Origin of the sequence: Gimesia aquarii, from assembly GCF_007748195.1 — a bacterium.
GTDB classification, from domain to species: Bacteria; Planctomycetota; Planctomycetia; order Planctomycetales; family Planctomycetaceae; genus Gimesia; species Gimesia aquarii.
Map to the genome: position 1 here is coordinate 2,374,681 of NZ_CP037920.1, position 18,999 is coordinate 2,393,679.

6 protein-coding genes are annotated in these 18,999 nt (G+C 44.9%); all 6 read left to right on the top strand.

Translation table 11 applies throughout. From position 1 onward, the window contains the following. The first annotated feature begins 25 nt into the window (after positions 1-25). On the top strand, positions 26-865 hold the full coding sequence (locus V144x_RS09565) for a carboxylesterase family protein (protein ID WP_144984802.1): 840 nt from the start codon (positions 26-28) through the stop codon (positions 863-865). A 198-nt stretch (positions 866-1,063) separates the two neighbouring features. Next, the gene (locus V144x_RS09570; RefSeq protein ID WP_144984805.1) at positions 1,064-11,161 is read left to right on the top strand and encodes an EF-hand domain-containing protein; all 10,098 of its coding nucleotides are present in this window, start codon (positions 1,064-1,066) and stop codon (positions 11,159-11,161) included. A 99-nt stretch (positions 11,162-11,260) separates the two neighbouring features. Then, positions 11,261-13,204, top strand: coding sequence for an SUMF1/EgtB/PvdO family nonheme iron enzyme (locus tag V144x_RS09575; RefSeq protein ID WP_144984808.1), 1,944 nt, complete (start codon positions 11,261-11,263; stop codon positions 13,202-13,204). Positions 13,205-13,300: 96 nt separating this feature from the next. Next, a complete protein-coding gene (locus V144x_RS09580; RefSeq protein ID WP_144984811.1) occupies positions 13,301-14,896 on the top strand; it encodes a glycosyltransferase family 39 protein in 1,596 nt (531 codons plus the stop codon). 163 nt (positions 14,897-15,059) lie between these two features. Next, positions 15,060-16,634 (top strand): glycosyltransferase family 39 protein, encoded by a 1,575-nt coding sequence (locus tag V144x_RS09585; RefSeq protein WP_144984814.1) that lies wholly within the window; start codon positions 15,060-15,062, stop codon positions 16,632-16,634. A 154-nt stretch (positions 16,635-16,788) separates the two neighbouring features. Then, positions 16,789-18,546: a DegT/DnrJ/EryC1/StrS family aminotransferase gene (locus tag V144x_RS09590; protein ID WP_197998845.1), complete on the top strand. Its 1,758-nt coding sequence runs from the start codon at positions 16,789-16,791 to the stop codon at positions 18,544-18,546. The last annotated feature ends 453 nt before the right edge of the window (positions 18,547-18,999 follow it).

Sequence of the window (18,999 nt, forward strand, 5' to 3'; positions counted from 1 at the left end):
GTTTTGAGTGTGATTGAGATATAAAATGAAAATTTCAAAATTCACTGTTGGAACCATCATCGTGTGGGGCCTTGTGAATATAGGATTGGTTGCAGTCATTCCATCGTATGATGATGAAGATAAAACTGAAATCATTTTGACTCCAGATATTATCAGTAAGTTCGACTCTCTTCACACTCAGGTTGTTTCAGCTAAATCAAATGCTCTGATCAATCTTCAAGCAAGGTTGTTAAAACCAGATCGAATAGAAGAAAGCAAGAAATACCCTCTTGTCGTTTCATTGCATGGGGCCGGCGAGCGGGGAAGTGACAATCAACAACAACTCAAATATTTGCCTCAGCAAATGACAACAGATCCCTGGAGGGAGACCTATGCCTGTTTTCTTCTCGCTCCCCAGTGCCCAAGTAATATGAACTGGTCATCGTCAGCAATCCTGGCAGATTCTTCAGAAGAGAAAGATCAGAATCTGTTGGATCAGATTCACAAGATGATTCTGGATGTTACCAGTAAATATCCAATAGATAAAAGGAGAGTCTACATTACGGGATATTCGATGGGAGGCTTTGGAACGTGGGATATGATCGCTCGTTATCCTGATACTTTTGCAGCAGCTGTTCCGGTCTGCGGAGGAGGAAATCCAAAGACTGTGTCCCGTTTCTTTGAGATGCCCATTTGGGTCGTTCATGGAGATGCAGATCAGATCATACCAGTTTCTGCTTCAAGAGATATGGTCGATGCACTTCAAAAAGCGGGAGGTTGCCCGATTTACAAAGAGTTACGGGGAGTGACGCACAATAGTTGGACTCATGCATATACATATCAGTCCGACATGCTGACATGGTTATTCAAACAGGAAAAAAAGTAAAAGACTACCAATGAATTTCTACTTGATTTAATGAATCAAATCTCTGCATAAAAACCTCTTTGAGATTAATTAATTCTGTGAGATCACTTATTGGAGATCTCTAAATAATTAATATGTATTAATATTGTACATTAGTTGATGCGAGTGTAGCATAAATATTGCCTTGTCTGTTTTTATGTTTCAAGGGAATATGGTATTATGTTCAATAAAAAGAAAAGTTCTTCTATAATTTGCAGGTATTTTTTTTATCGTTGGATTTTTGTTCTCTATTTCGTATGTTTCGGTTTACCCTCTCTGGAAGCAGACACTAGTAAACAAAAACTAGAAACAAAAAAAGAGAATACTGAAGGTTCACCTCGTTCCAAACCACCAATTTCTCTTGAAGGTCTTAAAGCGGCTTTTCGTTCCCGTGATATTGATCAGGATGGCCGGGTCACAGAAGCCGAGTTTGTGGCGTCGTTTCCGAAAGAAAAGCAGCCGGAGGCCAAACGGAACTTTCGGCTGTTTAACCGGGATGGCGACGATGTGCTGTCGTTCGCAGAGTACCGCAGCATTGCGGGACTGATTCCCGTCGCGTTACGGGAGGGACTACCCCATCCTCTGCAGTCTCAGTTAGAAGAACAACTGACTGTTCTCAAAAAACAGTGGCTGGAGTGGGACACAGATCGTAACGACCATTTGTCACCAGAGGAATTTAAGGCTGCGAAAATTCACGAACGAATAACAGGTCTACCAGAGGTAGATCTGAAAGAGTGGGACTGTGATGCAGATGGTAAAGTCAGTCTGGAAGACTGTCGCCGTGTTTTGGAAGCCGCTTACGGACTACGACGCTTGGATGGACAGCCGTTGTATCTGCCGTCGGGACAAGTCGTTTACTGGTGGCATTTCAAAAATCTGGATCAAGATCATAATGATCAGCTAACTCTTGACGAGTTCCTCAAATATTATCGGCAATATGGTGAAGAGCAGGGGAAAAAACGATTTACTGACGGAGATACCGACCAGAATCAGTTGATTTCATTACCGGAATGGGCGGCCATGCCAGGTCTGCTGCTCGACCCGATCTCTGAATTTCAGGCACTGGATCGCAATCTGGATGCATTTGTGGATCAGAACGAGTTGATGGAGCATACGGCAAAGTGGTTACAGCCACTGACTCGTTATACCTTTCCGGGATTTGACCTGGATCGCGACGGAAAACTTACCCTGGATGAGTACCGTATGACGATGCCGGCCAACAAACTGGAAAACTGGGCAGTCACATCTCGTGATTCCGACTTTGACGGACGTTTAAGCCTGAATGAGCTGTCCTGGACCTCAGGTCTGGAGTTGAGTCTGTTGAGGCAGGAGTACTTCAGACGTCTCGATACCAACCAGAGTGGTTTTCTGGAATTAAATGAGTATCAGTTTTCCATCGACAGTAGTCGTGTTCCCAAAGAGATAGTGTTAGAGATTACATTTTCTACCAAAGATTCAGACAAGGATGGAAGAATTAGCAAAGCGGAATATGTGTCATCGTTTCCGAAAGAAAAGCAGCCGGAAGCAAAACGAGATTTCCTGTTGTTTAACCGGGATGGCGACGATCATTTATCATTGGCTGAATATCGCACGATTCCAGGGCAGGTTCCTGTTGCGTTACGAGAGGGGCTACCTCATCCCTTGCAACCTCAGTTGGAGCAGCAACTGGCTGTTCTCAAAAAACAGTGGCCGGAGTGGGATTCAGATCGTAACGATCATTTATCACCAGAGGAATTTAAGGCTGCGAAAATCCATGAACGAATAACAGGTCTACCAGAGGCAGATTTGAAAGAGTGGGATCGTGATGCAGATGGTAAAGTCAGCCTGGAAGACTGTCGCCGTGTTTTGGAAGCCGCTTACGGAATCCGTCGTCTGGATGGACAGCCGTTGTATCTACCATCGGGACAAGTGGTTTACTGGTGGCATTTTAAAGACTTGGACCGTGACCGAAATAATCAACTGACTTTAAAAGAGTTCCAAGCCTATTATAACCGCTTCGGTGAAGAGGAGGCCGTGAAACGGTTTCAGAAAGGAGACACCGATCAGGGAAGAACAATCTCTGTTAAAGAATGGGCGGCCATGCCGGGACATCTTCTCGATCCCATTGCCGAATTCCGAAAGATGGACGTCAATTTGGATGCTTCACTGGACGAAGCGGAATTGATGGAGGGCATTGCTCCCTTTCTAAGACCTCTGGCACAGTTTACCTTTCCCGGGTTTGATTTGGATCAGGATGGAAGGCTCTCCTTGGATGAATATCGTTTGACCCTGGTTGCTAACCGCATCGAAAACTGGGATGTCACTTCAAGGGATACCGATCATGATGGGCGTTTAAGCCTGCAGGAAATGGCCTGGATTCCTGGCCTGGAGTTAAGTCTGTTGCGGCAGGATTACTTCCGGCAATTGGACCAGAATCAGAACGGATATCTGGAACTTGATGAATTCAAAGTTTCGATCGATGGAGGAAAAGTCCCAGGTGAGGTTGCCTTAAAAGCGGGTTTTTACAGCAGGGATGCTAATCGGGATCGAAAGGTCACAGAAGCCGAGTTTGTGGCGTCGTTTCCGAAAGAAAAGCAGCCGGAGGCCAAACGGAACTTTCGGCTGTTTAACCGGGATGGCGACGATGTGCTGTCGTTCGCAGAGTACCGCAGCATTGCGGGACTGATTCCCGTCGCGTTACGGGAGGGACTACCCCATCCTCTGCAGTCTCAGTTAGAAGAACAACTGACTGTTCTCAAAAAACAGTGGCTGGAGTGGGACACAGATCGTAACGACCATTTGTCACCAGAGGAATTTAAGGCTGCGAAAATTCACGAACGAATAACAGGTCTACCAGAGGTAGATCTGAAAGAGTGGGACTGTGATGCAGATGGTAAAGTCAGTCTGGAAGACTGTCGCCGTGTTTTGGAAGCCGCTTACGGACTACGACGCTTGGATGGACAGCCGTTGTATCTGCCGTCGGGACAAGTCGTTTACTGGTGGCATTTCAAAAATCTGGATCAAGATCATAATGATCAGCTAACTCTTGACGAGTTCCTCAAATATTATCGGCAATATGGTGAAGAGCAGGGGAAAAAACGATTTACTGACGGAGATACCGACCAGAATCAGTTGATTTCATTACCGGAATGGGCGGCCATGCCAGGTCTGCTGCTCGACCCGATCTCTGAATTTCAGGCACTGGATCGCAATCTGGATGCATTTGTGGATCAGAACGAGTTGATGGAGCATACGGCAAAGTGGTTACAGCCACTGACTCGTTATACCTTTCCGGGATTTGACCTGGATCGCGACGGAAAACTTACCCTGGATGAGTACCGTATGACGATGCCGGCCAACAAACTGGAAAACTGGGCAGTCACATCTCGTGATTCCGACTTTGACGGACGTTTAAGCCTGAATGAGCTGTCCTGGACCTCAGGTCTGGAGTTGAGTCTGTTGAGGCAGGAGTACTTCAGACGTCTCGATACCAACCAGAGTGGTTTTCTGGAATTAAATGAGTATCAGTTTTCCATCGACAGTAGTCGTGTTCCCAAAGAGATAGTGTTAGAGATTACATTTTCTACCAAAGATTCAGACAAGGATGGAAGAATTAGCAAAGCGGAATATGTGTCATCGTTTCCGAAAGAAAAGCAGCCGGAAGCAAAACGAGATTTCCTGTTGTTTAACCGGGATGGCGACGATCATTTATCATTGGCTGAATATCGCACGATTCCAGGGCAGGTTCCTGTTGCGTTACGAGAGGGGCTACCTCATCCCTTGCAACCTCAGTTGGAGCAGCAACTGGCTGTTCTCAAAAAACAGTGGCCGGAGTGGGATTCAGATCGTAACGATCATTTATCACCAGAGGAATTTAAGGCTGCGAAAATCCATGAACGAATAACAGGTCTACCAGAGGCAGATTTGAAAGAGTGGGATCGTGATGCAGATGGTAAAGTCAGCCTGGAAGACTGTCGCCGTGTTTTGGAAGCCGCTTACGGAATCCGTCGTCTGGATGGACAGCCGTTGTATCTACCATCGGGACAAGTGGTTTACTGGTGGCATTTTAAAGACTTGGACCGTGACCGAAATAATCAACTGACTTTAAAAGAGTTCCAAGCCTATTATAACCGCTTCGGTGAAGAGGAGGCCGTGAAACGGTTTCAGAAAGGAGACACCGATCAGGGAAGAACAATCTCTGTTAAAGAATGGGCGGCCATGCCGGGACATCTTCTCGATCCCATTGCCGAATTCCGAAAGATGGACGTCAATTTGGATGCTTCACTGGACGAAGCGGAATTGATGGAGGGCATTGCTCCCTTTCTAAGACCTCTGGCACAGTTTACCTTTCCCGGGTTTGATTTGGATCAGGATGGAAGGCTCTCCTTGGATGAATATCGTTTGACCCTGGTTGCTAACCGCATCGAAAACTGGGATGTCACTTCAAGGGATACCGATCATGATGGGCGTTTAAGCCTGCAGGAAATGGCCTGGATTCCTGGCCTGGAGTTAAGTCTGTTGCGGCAGGATTACTTCCGGCAATTGGACCAGAATCAGAACGGATATCTGGAACTTGATGAATTCAAAGTTTCGATCGATGGAGGAAAAGTCCCAGGTGAGGTTGCCTTAAAAGCGGGTTTTTACAGCAGGGATGCTAATCGGGATCGAAAGGTCACAGAAGCCGAGTTTGTGGCGTCGCTTCCGAAAGAAAAACAACCGGAGGCCAAACGGAACTTTCGGCTGTTTAACCGGGATGGCGACGATGTGCTGTCGTTTGCAGAGTACCGCAGCATTGCGGGGCTGATTCCCGTCACGTTACGGGAGGGACTACCCCATCCCTTGCAACCTCAGTTGGAGCAGCAACTAGCTGTTCTCAAAAAACAGTGGCTGGAGTGGGACACAGATCGTAACGACCATTTGTCACCAGAGGAATTTAAGGCTGCGAAAATTCACGAACGAATAACAGGTCTACCAGAGGCAGATTTGAAAGAGTGGGATCGTGATGCAGATGGTAAAGTCAGCCTGGAAGACTGTCGCCGTGTTTTGGAAGCCGCTTACGGACTACGACGCTTGGATGGACAGCCGTTGTATCTACCATCGGGACAGATCGTTTATTGGTGGCATTTTAAAGACTTGGACCGTGACCGAAATAATCAACTGACTTTAAAAGAGTTTCAGGCCTATTATAACCGTTTTGGTGAAGAGGAGGCCGTGAAACGGTTTCAGAAAGGAGACACCGATCAGGGAGGGACAATCTCTGTTAAAGAATGGGCGGCAATGCCTGGAAACCTGATCGATACGGTTGCCGATTTCCAGAAGATGGATACTGATCTTGATGGTAAGGTCAATCAGAAAGAGTTAATGGAAGGAGTTATGACGTTCCTGCGTCCGTTGGCTCGCTTTACATTCCCCGGTTTTGATATTAATCAGGATGGATTTTTGTCTCTGGATGAATATCGGCTAACACTTCCCGTAAACCGCATCGAAAATTGGAGCACATTATCACGTGATAGAGATCACGATGGTCGCTTGAGTCTACAGGAAATGGCGTGGATTCCTGGAATGGAATTGAGTCTGTTAAGACAAGAATATTTTCAGCGTCTGGATGTGAATAAAGATGGTTTTCTCGATTTGGATGAGTTTAATTTCATCCTCGATTCTACAAAGGTACCAGCGAAAGTCGCCTTGAAATTCGGCTTTAAAATCCAAGATACGAATCATGATGGTTACGTGAACGAGACTGAATTTCTTTCATCATTTCCGAAGGAAAAACAACCTGAAGCAAAGCGGGACTTTCAGTTGTTTAACCGAAATGGTGATAAATATCTCTCGTTTGATGAGTATCGGACGATCGCTGGTCTGGTTCCTGTTTCGCTTCGAAGTGAGTTATCACATCCATTAACTGTTCTGGTAGAAGAGCAGCTGGCTGTTCTCAAAAAACAGTGGCCGGAGTGGGATTCAGATCGTAACGATCATTTATCACCAGAGGAATTTAAGGCTGTGAAAATCCACGAACGAATAACAGGTCTACCAGAGGCAGATTTGAAAGAGTGGGACTGTGATGCAGATGGTAAAATCAGCCTGGAAGACTGTCGCCGTGTTTTGGAAGCCGCTTACGGAATCCGTCGTTTAGACGGTCAGCCGCTCCATTTACCTTCAGGTCAAGTTGTTTACTGGTGGCATTTCAAGGCTCTGGATCGAGACCATGATGATGAATTGACGCTCCAGGAATTTATGGCTTACTATCAGAGATTGGGAGACGAAGCTGGCAAAAAACGTTTTGTTGAGGGTGACCAGGATCAGAATGCGAAAATAAATCTCACTGAATGGGCGGCCATGCCGGGACATCTTCTCGATCCCATTGCCGAATTCCGAAAGATGGACGTCAATTTGGATGCTTCGCTGGACGAAGCGGAATTGATGGAGGGCATTGCTCCCTTTCTAAGACCTCTGGCACAGTTTACCTTTCCCGGGTTTGATTTGGATCAGGATGGAAGGCTCTCCTTGGATGAATATCGTTTGACCCTGGTTGCTAACCGCATCGAAAACTGGGATGTCACTTCAAGGGATACCGATCATGATGGGCGTTTAAGCCTGCAGGAAATGGCCTGGATTCCTGGCCTGGAGTTAAGTCTGTTGCGGCAGGATTACTTCCGGCAATTGGACCAGAATCAGAACGGATATCTGGAACTTGATGAATTCAAAGTTTCGATCGATGGAGGAAAAGTCCCAGGTGAGGTTGCCTTAAAAGCGGGTTTTTACAGCAGGGATGCTAATCGGGATCGAAAGGTCACAGAAGCCGAGTTTGTGGCGTCGTTTCCGAAAGAAAAGCAGCCGGAGGCCAAACGGAACTTTCGGCTGTTTAACCGGGATGGCGACGATGTGCTGTCGTTCGCAGAGTACCGCAGCATTGCGGGACTGATTCCCGTCGCGTTACGGGAGGGACTACCCCATCCTCTGCAGTCTCAGTTAGAAGAACAACTGACTGTTCTCAAAAAACAGTGGCTGGAGTGGGACACAGATCGTAACGACCATTTGTCACCAGAGGAATTTAAGGCTGCGAAAATTCACGAACGAATAACAGGTCTACCAGAGGTAGATCTGAAAGAGTGGGACTGTGATGCAGATGGTAAAGTCAGTCTGGAAGACTGTCGCCGTGTTTTGGAAGCCGCTTACGGACTACGACGCTTGGATGGACAGCCGTTGTATCTGCCGTCGGGACAAGTCGTTTACTGGTGGCATTTCAAAAATCTGGATCAAGATCATAATGATCAGCTAACTCTTGACGAGTTCCTCAAATATTATCGGCAATATGGTGAAGAGCAGGGGAAAAAACGATTTACTGACGGAGATACCGACCAGAATCAGTTGATTTCATTACCGGAATGGGCGGCCATGCCAGGTCTGCTGCTCGACCCGATCTCTGAATTTCAGGCACTGGATCGCAATCTGGATGCATTTGTGGATCAGAACGAGTTGATGGAGCATACGGCAAAGTGGTTACAGCCACTGACTCGTTATACCTTTCCGGGATTTGACCTGGATCGCGACGGAAAACTTACCCTGGATGAGTACCGTATGACGATGCCGGCCAACAAACTGGAAAACTGGGCAGTCACATCTCGTGATTCCGACTTTGACGGACGTTTAAGCCTGAATGAGCTGTCCTGGACCTCAGGTCTGGAGTTGAGTCTGTTGAGGCAGGAGTACTTCAGACGTCTCGATACCAACCAGAGTGGTTTTCTGGAATTAAATGAGTATCAGTTTTCCATCGACAGTAGTCGTGTTCCCAAAGAGATAGTGTTAGAGATTACATTTTCTACCAAAGATTCAGACAAGGATGGAAGAATTAGCAAAGCGGAATATGTGTCATCGTTTCCGAAAGAAAAGCAGCCGGAAGCAAAACGAGATTTCCTGTTGTTTAACCGGGATGGCGACGATCATTTATCATTGGCTGAATATCGCACGATTCCAGGGCAGGTTCCTGTTGCGTTACGCAGTGAGTTACCTCATCCATTAACATCAATGATTAAAAAGCAGATGAACCGAATCGAAAAGAACTGGGGTCAGTGGGATCAGGATGGTGATGATGTTCTATCACCAAAAGAATATGAATCAACCACATTGAAAACATACATTCCAAGTATTGCTCCCCTGGACCTGAACGACTGGGATCGGGATACGGACGGAAAAATCAACCGGGAAGATTGTCTACGGGTGATCGAAGCCGCTTATGGTATGCGTCGTCTGGACGGCCAGGTTTTACAGTTGCCCACTGGTTTAGTAGTTTACTGGTGGCATTTTAAAGACCTGGATCGTGATCATGATGACTATTTGACACTGAAAGAATTTCAAACTTATTATAACCGTTTTGGTGAAGAGGAGGCCGTGAAACGGTTTCAGAAAGGAGACACCGATCAGGGAGGGACAATCTCTGTTAAAGAATGGGCGGCAATGCCTGGCTTCCTACTCAATCCCATTTCAGAATTCCGTAAACTTGATACCAGCTATGATGGGATGGTCACTCGGAAGGAACTTACTGAAGGAGTTGCTCCCTTTCTAAAACCACTCGCAGAGACAGTCTTTCCTGGATTTGACTTGAATCAGGACGGAGTTCTTTCCCTTGACGAGTATCGAATGACCCCAGTGGCCAATCGGGTCGAAAACTGGATGGTCAGAGCACGTGACCAAAACAATGACGGAAAGCTGAGTCTATCCGAATTGCCATGGACTCCCGGTCTGGAGCTGAGCTTGTTGCGTAAAGAGTATTTCGACAGGCTGGATGGTAATCGGGATGGTTTTTTGGACCTGAATGAATATCAATTTTCTATTGATTTCAACAATACTCCACCAGAAGTGGTTTTACAAAACGGGTTTCGCAAACGTGATACCGACCAGGACGGATCCCTGAGCCAGTCCGAATATATATCTGCATTCCCTACTGAGAAAAAACCTGAAGCCAAGCGTGATTTTCAGCTGTTTGATCGGGATGCAGATCACAGGCTGTCAGTCGACGAATACGCTGCTATCCCAGGAATGGCGCCGAGTACGTTACGCGGTTCGCTAACGAATCCATTAAATGAACTGGTTGACAGGCAAATGAAGATCATTAATAAAAAATGGGGGAAATGGGACAGTGATCAAGATGGAACACTATCTCAAAAAGAGTATCAGGTTGCAAAAATAGGAAGGCAGATACCCGGGTTGGCACTTTCTTCCTGGGAAGACTGGGATCGAGATGAAGATGGAAAAATCAGCAAGAATGACTGTCGCTGGTTATTTGAAGCCGGATATGGAATCCGTCGTTTGGACGGTCAGCCGCTCCATTTACCTTCAGGTCAAGTTGTTTACTGGTGGCATTTCAAGGCTCTGGATCGAGACCATGATGATGAATTGACGCTCAAGGAATTTATGGCTTACTATCAGAGATTGGGAGACGAAGCTGGCAAAAAACGTTTTATTGAGGGTGACCAGGATCAGAATGCGAAAATAAATCTCACTGAATGGGCGGCCATGCCAGGACATCTTCTCGACCCCATTGCCGAATTTCGGAAGATGGACGTCAATTTGGATGCTTCACTGGACGAAGCGGAATTGATGGAGGGTATTGCTCCTTTTCTAAGACCGCTGGCAAGTTATACCTTTCCGGGCTTTGATTTGAACCAGGATCGTGTTCTGTCTCTTGATGAATATCGAACATCTCTTCCTGCAAACAGAGTCGAAAACTGGATTTCATACTCAAGAGATACTGATAAGGATGGGCGATTATCTCTTACTGAACTGGGCTGGGTATCGGGGCTAGAATTAAACCTGTTGCGACAGGAATACTTTGACAGGCTGGATGTCAATAGTAGCGGCTATCTTGAATTCAATGAGTTTAAATTTACTGTCGATTTGAGCAAAGTTCCCAAAGAACTCTTTTTTAAACATTGTGATGAGAATCAGGATGCTTTGTTATCACTTGATGAATTCCTCAAAACAGAGAAGAACAGTGGCAAAATCAAACTGGATGGAAGTCAAGAGCCACGTGTCATGCGAATTGAAGAGGCCTTTTACCGAGCTGATTTGAATGGGGATAAGCTGATCAGTCTTGCAGAGCTTGATACACCAGAGGGGCACCAGATCATTGCTCCAGATATGTCCTTCAAGACCGGTAATCGAAGCAGTTTACAGGTTTCCAACCAGAAAGACACGACAGAAGATGATTCAAATATGATGATGGTCGTACTGGGTCTGAATATCCTTTTGGTTCTGGGGGTCGTCCTGTTTTTGTTTCGATCTCACTTTAAAAAAACTTGAATGCGAACTTTGCGACATTGATAAAAGGCTTCCGCAAATAAAATTGAATTTTAAAACACGCTAAACCTTAAGATTGGAATTTGGAGCTGAGGATTCAGAATGAACCGACGACAACCTGGATGTTCCACTCAATCTTCTCGGATGGGAATCACTAAACGAGATGTCATCGTTATGATCTGTTTGGCGTTCCTGTTAATCGCGATCATGTCACCCCTCATTGTTTATTCCCGTGAGTCAGCACGTTTGTTTCATTGTCAGGCTAATCTGAAACGTCTCGGGACAGGAATGCAGGCATATCAAGCTACTTACGAGTCTCTGCCTCCGGCTGCCGTCTGGAGTACGCAGGCTATGCACTCACTTTCGCTGAATATGAGTACTCGCCCGGATCTCTTCACTCATGCTAACTGGGCTGTCATGTTGCTTCCTTTTGTCGGACAGGATCAGTTGGCAGATCAAATTGATTTTCATCAGGCGATCAGCGCTGAAAAAAATAGAGAAGTTCGAACGGCGTCCCTGTCTCTGATGAACTGCCCTGCCGATTCGTATAATCTACCAGAGAATCCGCATGTATTTGAACCAGCGCCAGAGCGGTCCATCGAATTTGCGCGCGGAAACTATGCCATTAATGGAGGATCTCATAATATGCGACTCGCTCCGGGATCAACAACGATTCCGGCTGGAGACGGAGTTCAGTTGAAAACAGACCAGACAACCAGGTTGTTTCAATACTGGGGAAATGGAGTGGCCGGATTCAATATTTCATTTCGACAGGAAGAATTTTCCAATGGCAGTTCATCTCTGGTGGTGTTTGATGAGATCCGTGCGGGAATACATCCTGTTGATCCACGTGGAGTGTGGGCCTTCGGGCAAATTGCTGGGAGTGTCACCTGGGCACATGGAGTGAATGGGGATGATTATGGTCCGAATAATCAGTGGCCACGATCTGATGATATTCTAGGATGTGCCCGGCTCCATGAAACGGTAGGAACTGAGACGCTCACTCGCGAAGGAATGCCCTGTGTCTCTTATTTGGATAGTAACACTAATGCCACCGCGCGAAGCAGCCACACAGAGGGAGCGAACGTTCTGTTTCTCGACGGAGCAAGCCGCTTTATTTCAAACCAGATTGACCCGGGCCTCTGGCATGCAATTCATTCGAGGGAGACTCCTGAGGAGTTATTCCAGTCCGATAATTTTGCTGACCAGCTTGCTACCGTCGACTTTGAAAGTGAAGCGACTCCTCAATCCTCACAGTCTGAACGAATTCAAGCAGGTGATTTACCCTCTGAACTGATTAATTCACTGGGGATGCAGTTTGCACTGATTCCTGCGGGAACCTTTATGATGGGGATTCCAGATCATGGAAACCATGTCAACCCACCACAGGAAACACCCGCCCATTCCGTTTCAATCACTGGTGCATACCTAATGGGACGATATGAAGTGACTCAAGCTCAGTATTTACAAGTCATGGGTAGCAACCCAAGTTACCATACTTCGGAACACTCATTCGAGGAGGCAAGTAATTTATATCCTGTTGAACAAGTAACATGGTATGACACTCAGGAATTTTGCAGGCGACTTTCCGATATTCCAGAAGAAAAAGCTAGAGGCCGTCATTACCGACTTCCTACCGAGGCAGAATGGGAATATGCCTGTAGAGCTGGTTCAAACAAACCTTTTTCATGGAGCCGCAGCAGAGATCAAAGTGATGATTCAGGGCATGCGGGAGGAATCAGGCCTCCGCTTTCAGTAGCCTCGGCAGGACAATACTCGGCAAACCCGTTCGGACTATATGATATGCGAGGTAATGTCTGGGAATGGTGTTCAGACTGGTTTGATCGTGATTATTATTCACGATCACCTCGGGAAAATCCTCAGGGACCAGCTCAGGGATTTATCAAAGTCGTACGGGGAACAGATTGGAGGTTTACAGGTGAGATTTGCCGAATTGATTATTCAATGATGCCTCCCTGGAAATCCAATCGCTTTGTTGGGTTTCGTGTGATTTGTGAATTGCATCAAAAACCTGATTCAAAATAGTTCCAAAATTGAGGGGAATGAGTAATTGAACGAGAAATTTTGTATTAGTCATTTCAGAGTGAAATCGTTTTGATAACAGCAACAGGCTAGAGTTTTATGACCACTTCAGAATCGCCTCAAAACCAAATCACTTCAGCCAGTCATTATTCAACTCTATGGTGGCTTATTCCCATCACTGTGATTGCGGTTTCGCTGAGGATGCAGAATTTGTCTGATGTCGGATATCTGTTTGATGAAAGCTTTAGCCTGCAGATGGTCGAATTTCCTCTTGACGAAATGTGGGAGCGAATTCCCGAGGACATCAGTCCGCCGATGTTCTATTTACTTCTTAAATCATGGATAGGTTTATTCGGAGACACGCCGTTTGCAACACGTATGTTGAGTGTCGTTTTAGGAACCATTGTTGTGTTGGGTGTCTACCTTTTTGCATACGAAGCATATCGTAAACTGGGAGATGTGAGTTCAGAAAGACAAGCACAATATATCGCTGTCACAGCTTCCCTGCTGGTCGCTCTCTGTCCATTACATATTACCTTCGCTCAACGAATTCGTATGTATTCTTTTGGGACTGCATTGGCTGTATTATCGAGCTGGTTCCTCTTTCGAGCACTAAACAGACCAAAAACTGGTACGCGAGACTGGGTATGTTTTACGCTGACGGCAATTCTATTTATCTATACCCATTACTTTGGAATGTTTACCATAGCGGTGGAGTATGTATTTGCTTTGGGATACCTATTCCTCAATTCACCTGAGAAAAAAATGGCAGGGCGTTTGAAACATCTCTGGCCTTGGTTGATTTCTGTTTCTGCTGTATGGTTTATATGGTCCCCCTGGATTCCTCAATTTCTGTATCAGAGATCTCATGTGAATCAGACCTTCTGGAGCAGCCCACTTACGTGGGATCGTTTCGGCTCTCAGATCTCTGCGTTGTTCGATTTAAATTTAGTCCAGATCGGTTCATCAAATCATGGTCTGCTGATTGCTGAGATCTGTTTTGTACTACTTATTATATTGTTACTCGGACGTCGGCCAGCAGATATTTTTATTGCGATGGCAGCGTGTATTCCAATACTTGTTGCTGTCATTATCTCAAAATTATCACGCAGTGTTTTTGCGTTTCGCTATTTACAGTTCTCACAGATTTTTATGTTAATCGCGATTTCTGTCATTCTCTCTCGTGTTCCAACAAAACCAGCAAGAATGGGGGCCACACTCCTTATTCTAATGGGCATGGGATACCTTTCTTGGCGTCACTATGAGGTTCGTCATCGGTATGCACTGATGCCTGGCATGAAAACTGTCATCGCTAGATTTGAGCAAACACGAGGACCAGATGAAAAACTGATATGTTGTAATCCGATGTTATTCACATCTGCTGATGCTTATTCAAAACAAAACAATGCAATTTATGTGAATGGCTCGGCACGTCGTTATCCCTATTTTCAGGGGACGGCAGTTATTCAGGAGGCCGAATATCTTACTCCCTCTCAATATCTTGGTGAAAACATAGAGGCTGTCTGGACTTTAGATGCACAACGTTGGTTTAACAGCACCTGGTCAGTTGAAATGCCTGCTGGTTGGAAAAAGGCCGGGGAAATGCGATTTCCGGAATTTTATGCGGATCTAATTTTGAGGTTATATGTTCGTGAAAAAGATTCAAATACTGGACTCACTGATACGCGGGAGTAAAACGAATTTCTATTTAGTCAGAGAGCCAGAACATTGATTAATGAAATATACTCAACTTTCAAACATGTAAATTCTAACAAATAATAATTTTATGCCAGGAAATTGAATCCTCCCTGATGAGAGACTTCTGGACCTCGGAGAAAAAAATGTGTGGAGTTTTTTAATGTTAACCAAACCGTCTACTGATACCTTCAGAAGGAACAACAGGTTCACCGCTGCTGTCTGGGGGTTGATGGTAGTTTTACTGATTGCTGTTATTTTGCGAACTCACCGAATTGAAGCCATGAGTTTCTGGTTTGATGAAAGTTTCTGCCTCAAAATGGCTGAGTTTCCAATTTCTGAGTTGTGGATTCACGCGAAGGGAGATCCACATCCTCCATTTTTTTATTTCGTGCTGAGATATTGGATGTTATTGTTCGGCGCATCCACATTTGTGACAAGATTAACCAGCCTGATTCCAGGTATGTTATCCATCGTTGGTATTTTTCTAGTTGTGCGCGAAGCGTATCGAAACCAAACGACGGGAATCTGTTCAACCTCGGTTAACACAGCAGCCGTAGTGGCAGCATCTTTAGTAGCTTTGAGCCCGTTACATATTTTATGGTCTTATCAGGTGCGAATGTATGCATTGGGAACTGCTTTGGCTGCTTTTTCAAGCTGGTTTCTGCTTAAGGTTCTGCTCAGGACTCAGCCACAAAAGCGTGACTGGTATTTCTTTACTTTGACTGCGATTGCCCTCATCTACACGCACAATTTTGGGTTATTTGTAGTGACAGCACAATATCTCTTTGCCGCTGGTTATCTGTTGCTCCATCAGCGTACTTCTAATGAATCAAATGCGGGAACGCGATTTCTGCCGCTCATCATCTCTGCAGCATGCACAGGATTCATTTGGCTCCCTTGGCTTCCCTCATTCCTGCATCAAAGACAACTCGTCGTGGAAGGATTCTGGACGAAGCCATTCACCTGGAAGACAGCAGGAGCAACTCTATTCGATATGTTTGGTTTTGACCAGGCTATGGAGATGAATCCGATAATCGGCCTGATTATTGGTCAGATTTCCTTGCTGGTCTTACTGCTTCTGGCTCTGGGGCGACGTCCCGGCGACTATTTTCTGGCACTAACTGCAGGATTGCCGTTCGTAATAGGAATCCTGGTTTCTATCTACTCTCGGAATATCTTTAATGATCGCTATTTCATGTTCAATCAGATCTTTCTGTTTGCTGCATTTGCCGTACTCATCAGTCGAGTGCAATTGAAAACAGTCCAATTCAGCCTGTTTGGTTTTTGTGTGATCGGGACAGGGTTTCTGTCTTATCACCAGTGGCTCAATCGGGAAGCAGACTTCAGATTGCCAGCAATTCAGGGAGCAATGGCGAGTGTTGATGAACGACGTAAACCAGGTGAGCTGCTTCTGGTTTGCGATCCTGCGATTTACGTTTCTGTCATCGCTCATACCAGAGAACGCAAGGATATTTTTACATTTCATTCGGGGGAAGATTATCCTTTTACGCATGGGGCGGCAGCGATGCGCGAAGATGAGTATCTCAAAGCAGATGAAATTGCTCAACGAGCCGATTCCTGGATCTGGGCATTTGATGCGGACTCGTATAACTGGAAAGTCCCAATTCCAGCTGGTTACAAACTGGTTGGAGAGAATCGATTTCCCGGTTTCAGAGGAAAGTATGTAGTTCGCCTCTATTTATCCACGTCCGAAGAAGCCGTTTCAGCGAATTAAGAGAGCATCAAGGTTTAGTCGTACCTGATCAAATTCGTAACAGCATTGTTAATAGAAAACATGAGTAAACAACCCGACGTATTACAAAAACTAACCATGAACTAAAACGAAAAAATCGATAAGAAAAACGAATCACTCATTCAGGATGATCAAAATGATCTATCAATCTTGTTTCCAGCAAAGTAAGCAATCTGGTTTATTTGAGACACTGAACTATTCAAATTTAGAACTTGGACCAGAAGCGGACTCGGCTTTAGAGAATTTTTGTCCGGAACTTCTCGCACCTGAATTCCGAATACAATTGGCTCAGTACGCAACATTTCTCTATTGGTGGAGAACTTCTCCAGAAGACCATCATGATTGGATTGGATTCGCTTCTAAAAATGATTTGGAGTATTTAGAACATCATTTACCTGATGAAACAGAAATTAAAATGTTGCTCGTAAGAAATGAAATACTTTCTGGATCAAAATACTGCTCAGATCTGGGGATTGCCGCTCAGACAGAAAAGAGTCATCACGGTGTCACATCGTTTATCTTGAGCATGCTTTCTGATCTGAAGAAAAAATTGCCTGGGGAATATTTTGAACTGGATATTGGGTTTACTACAGATTCAGTGATTATGAAAAAAACATTATTTCTCCAGTTTATGGAATGGTTAAATCCGTTTATTCAATATTGTTCCAGAAAAATGAACTCACATGAGTTTCTTATCAGGAACCCTGAACAGGGAATAAGAATTGTTTTAGACAGATTGTTCAATATCTGGTATCTAGAAAATAATTTGTCTATTTATGACATGTTATCTAAAACAACATATATTGGTGGCAAGTATAAAACTAAATCGGTGTCAAGCCATGTTTCACTTGGCTGCGTGAATTATAAAAGAGAAGCAGATGAAAACCTGGTTGAAGCATCACGAACAGGAAGAATTGCCAGTGGGAGATTTGTTGAAGAACTTGAAGATAAATTTTGTGAAAAGTTACATGTAAAACACGCCATAGCTGTGTGCAATGGAACACTTGCTGATGCAATTGCATTATCGGCGATTGCAGCGAAAACAAATCGAAAAAACGTAATTACACCCGCCCTCACATTCATCGCGCAGGCAAATGCGATCATACACGCCGGGCTCAACCCTGTGTTTGTAGATGTAGGTAAAGATGGATTGCTAGATGATATTCCAAACATGGCAGGAGAGAATGATTCTATCGTCTACCCTACTCATTTAATGGGTAAAGTTTGTAGTTCAGTGAAGGAATTCAATAAAAAGTATCCAGTACTTGAAGATGCATGCGAAGCATTGGGTAGTCAAGTGGATGGAAAATTCGCAGGCACTTTAGGTATGGCTGGTACTTTTTCTATGTACGTTTCACATTCATTCACGAGCGGTGAGGGAGGGATGATCATCACCAATGATGATGAGATTGCTGAAATTTGTAGATCAATCAGAAATCATGGAAGAATGGGAGATCATGTTAATGAACGATTTCGATTTCCGAGGCTGGGATTCAATGGAAAAATGTCAAATATCCAAGCCGCGTTTGCTACTGCACATTTTGATGACTTTGAACAGATAGTGAATATGAGAAAGGAAGTAGTCAGCAAACTTACAACTCGATTAGGAGATGATTTTGGTGTTGCCTCCCATGATGTCGTCGCGCACGCATTTCCAATAAAATATTCTGACAAAGAGTCTAGAGATCGAGCTTTAGTCGCAATTAGTAACAACGGAATAGAGTGCCGCCCTTTATTTTCATGTATCGCATCTGAACATTTCAGTACTTCCGGTGAGTTCCCAAATGCAGAAGAAATTTCTTCTTGTTTTTTATACGTTCCATGCCATCATCTGATGACGCAACAAGACATTGATCTTGTTTGCACAGCAGTATCTAAGTCCAGATCCAGTTAAAAAAATAAATAAATTGTGTTGATGACGCGCTATTGGTGAGCTCCCAAAACATACTTTGTCTCTAATAAAATTAACCGGATGTTCTGTAGCAGACCGGTGGTGGCTGTGGTTGAGAGTCTGCAATGACAAACACAAAAATTTGTTCGTGACAGATTAGCCAACAGGTTTGAAGTCACCCGATCTAATCTGGTACGAAGTTGAAGAAACAGGGAATGAGTTTCCCAACTGGGAATTGATGCAAAACGCTATCTTCCTGGCCTGATCTTTCTCTGAATCTGGCTTGGGGCTCAGAAGCTTTCCATTTACATGGGACATGAAGTATCAGGTATTTCCTTGTAAATCGCCGATCACTTTATCGATACGGAATGATGTCTTACGATTTTGATTTGATGATTGCTGCTTCATCAACAGAATCTTTCAGAGAGCTCCTATGCCACAAAAAATGCCACAAAT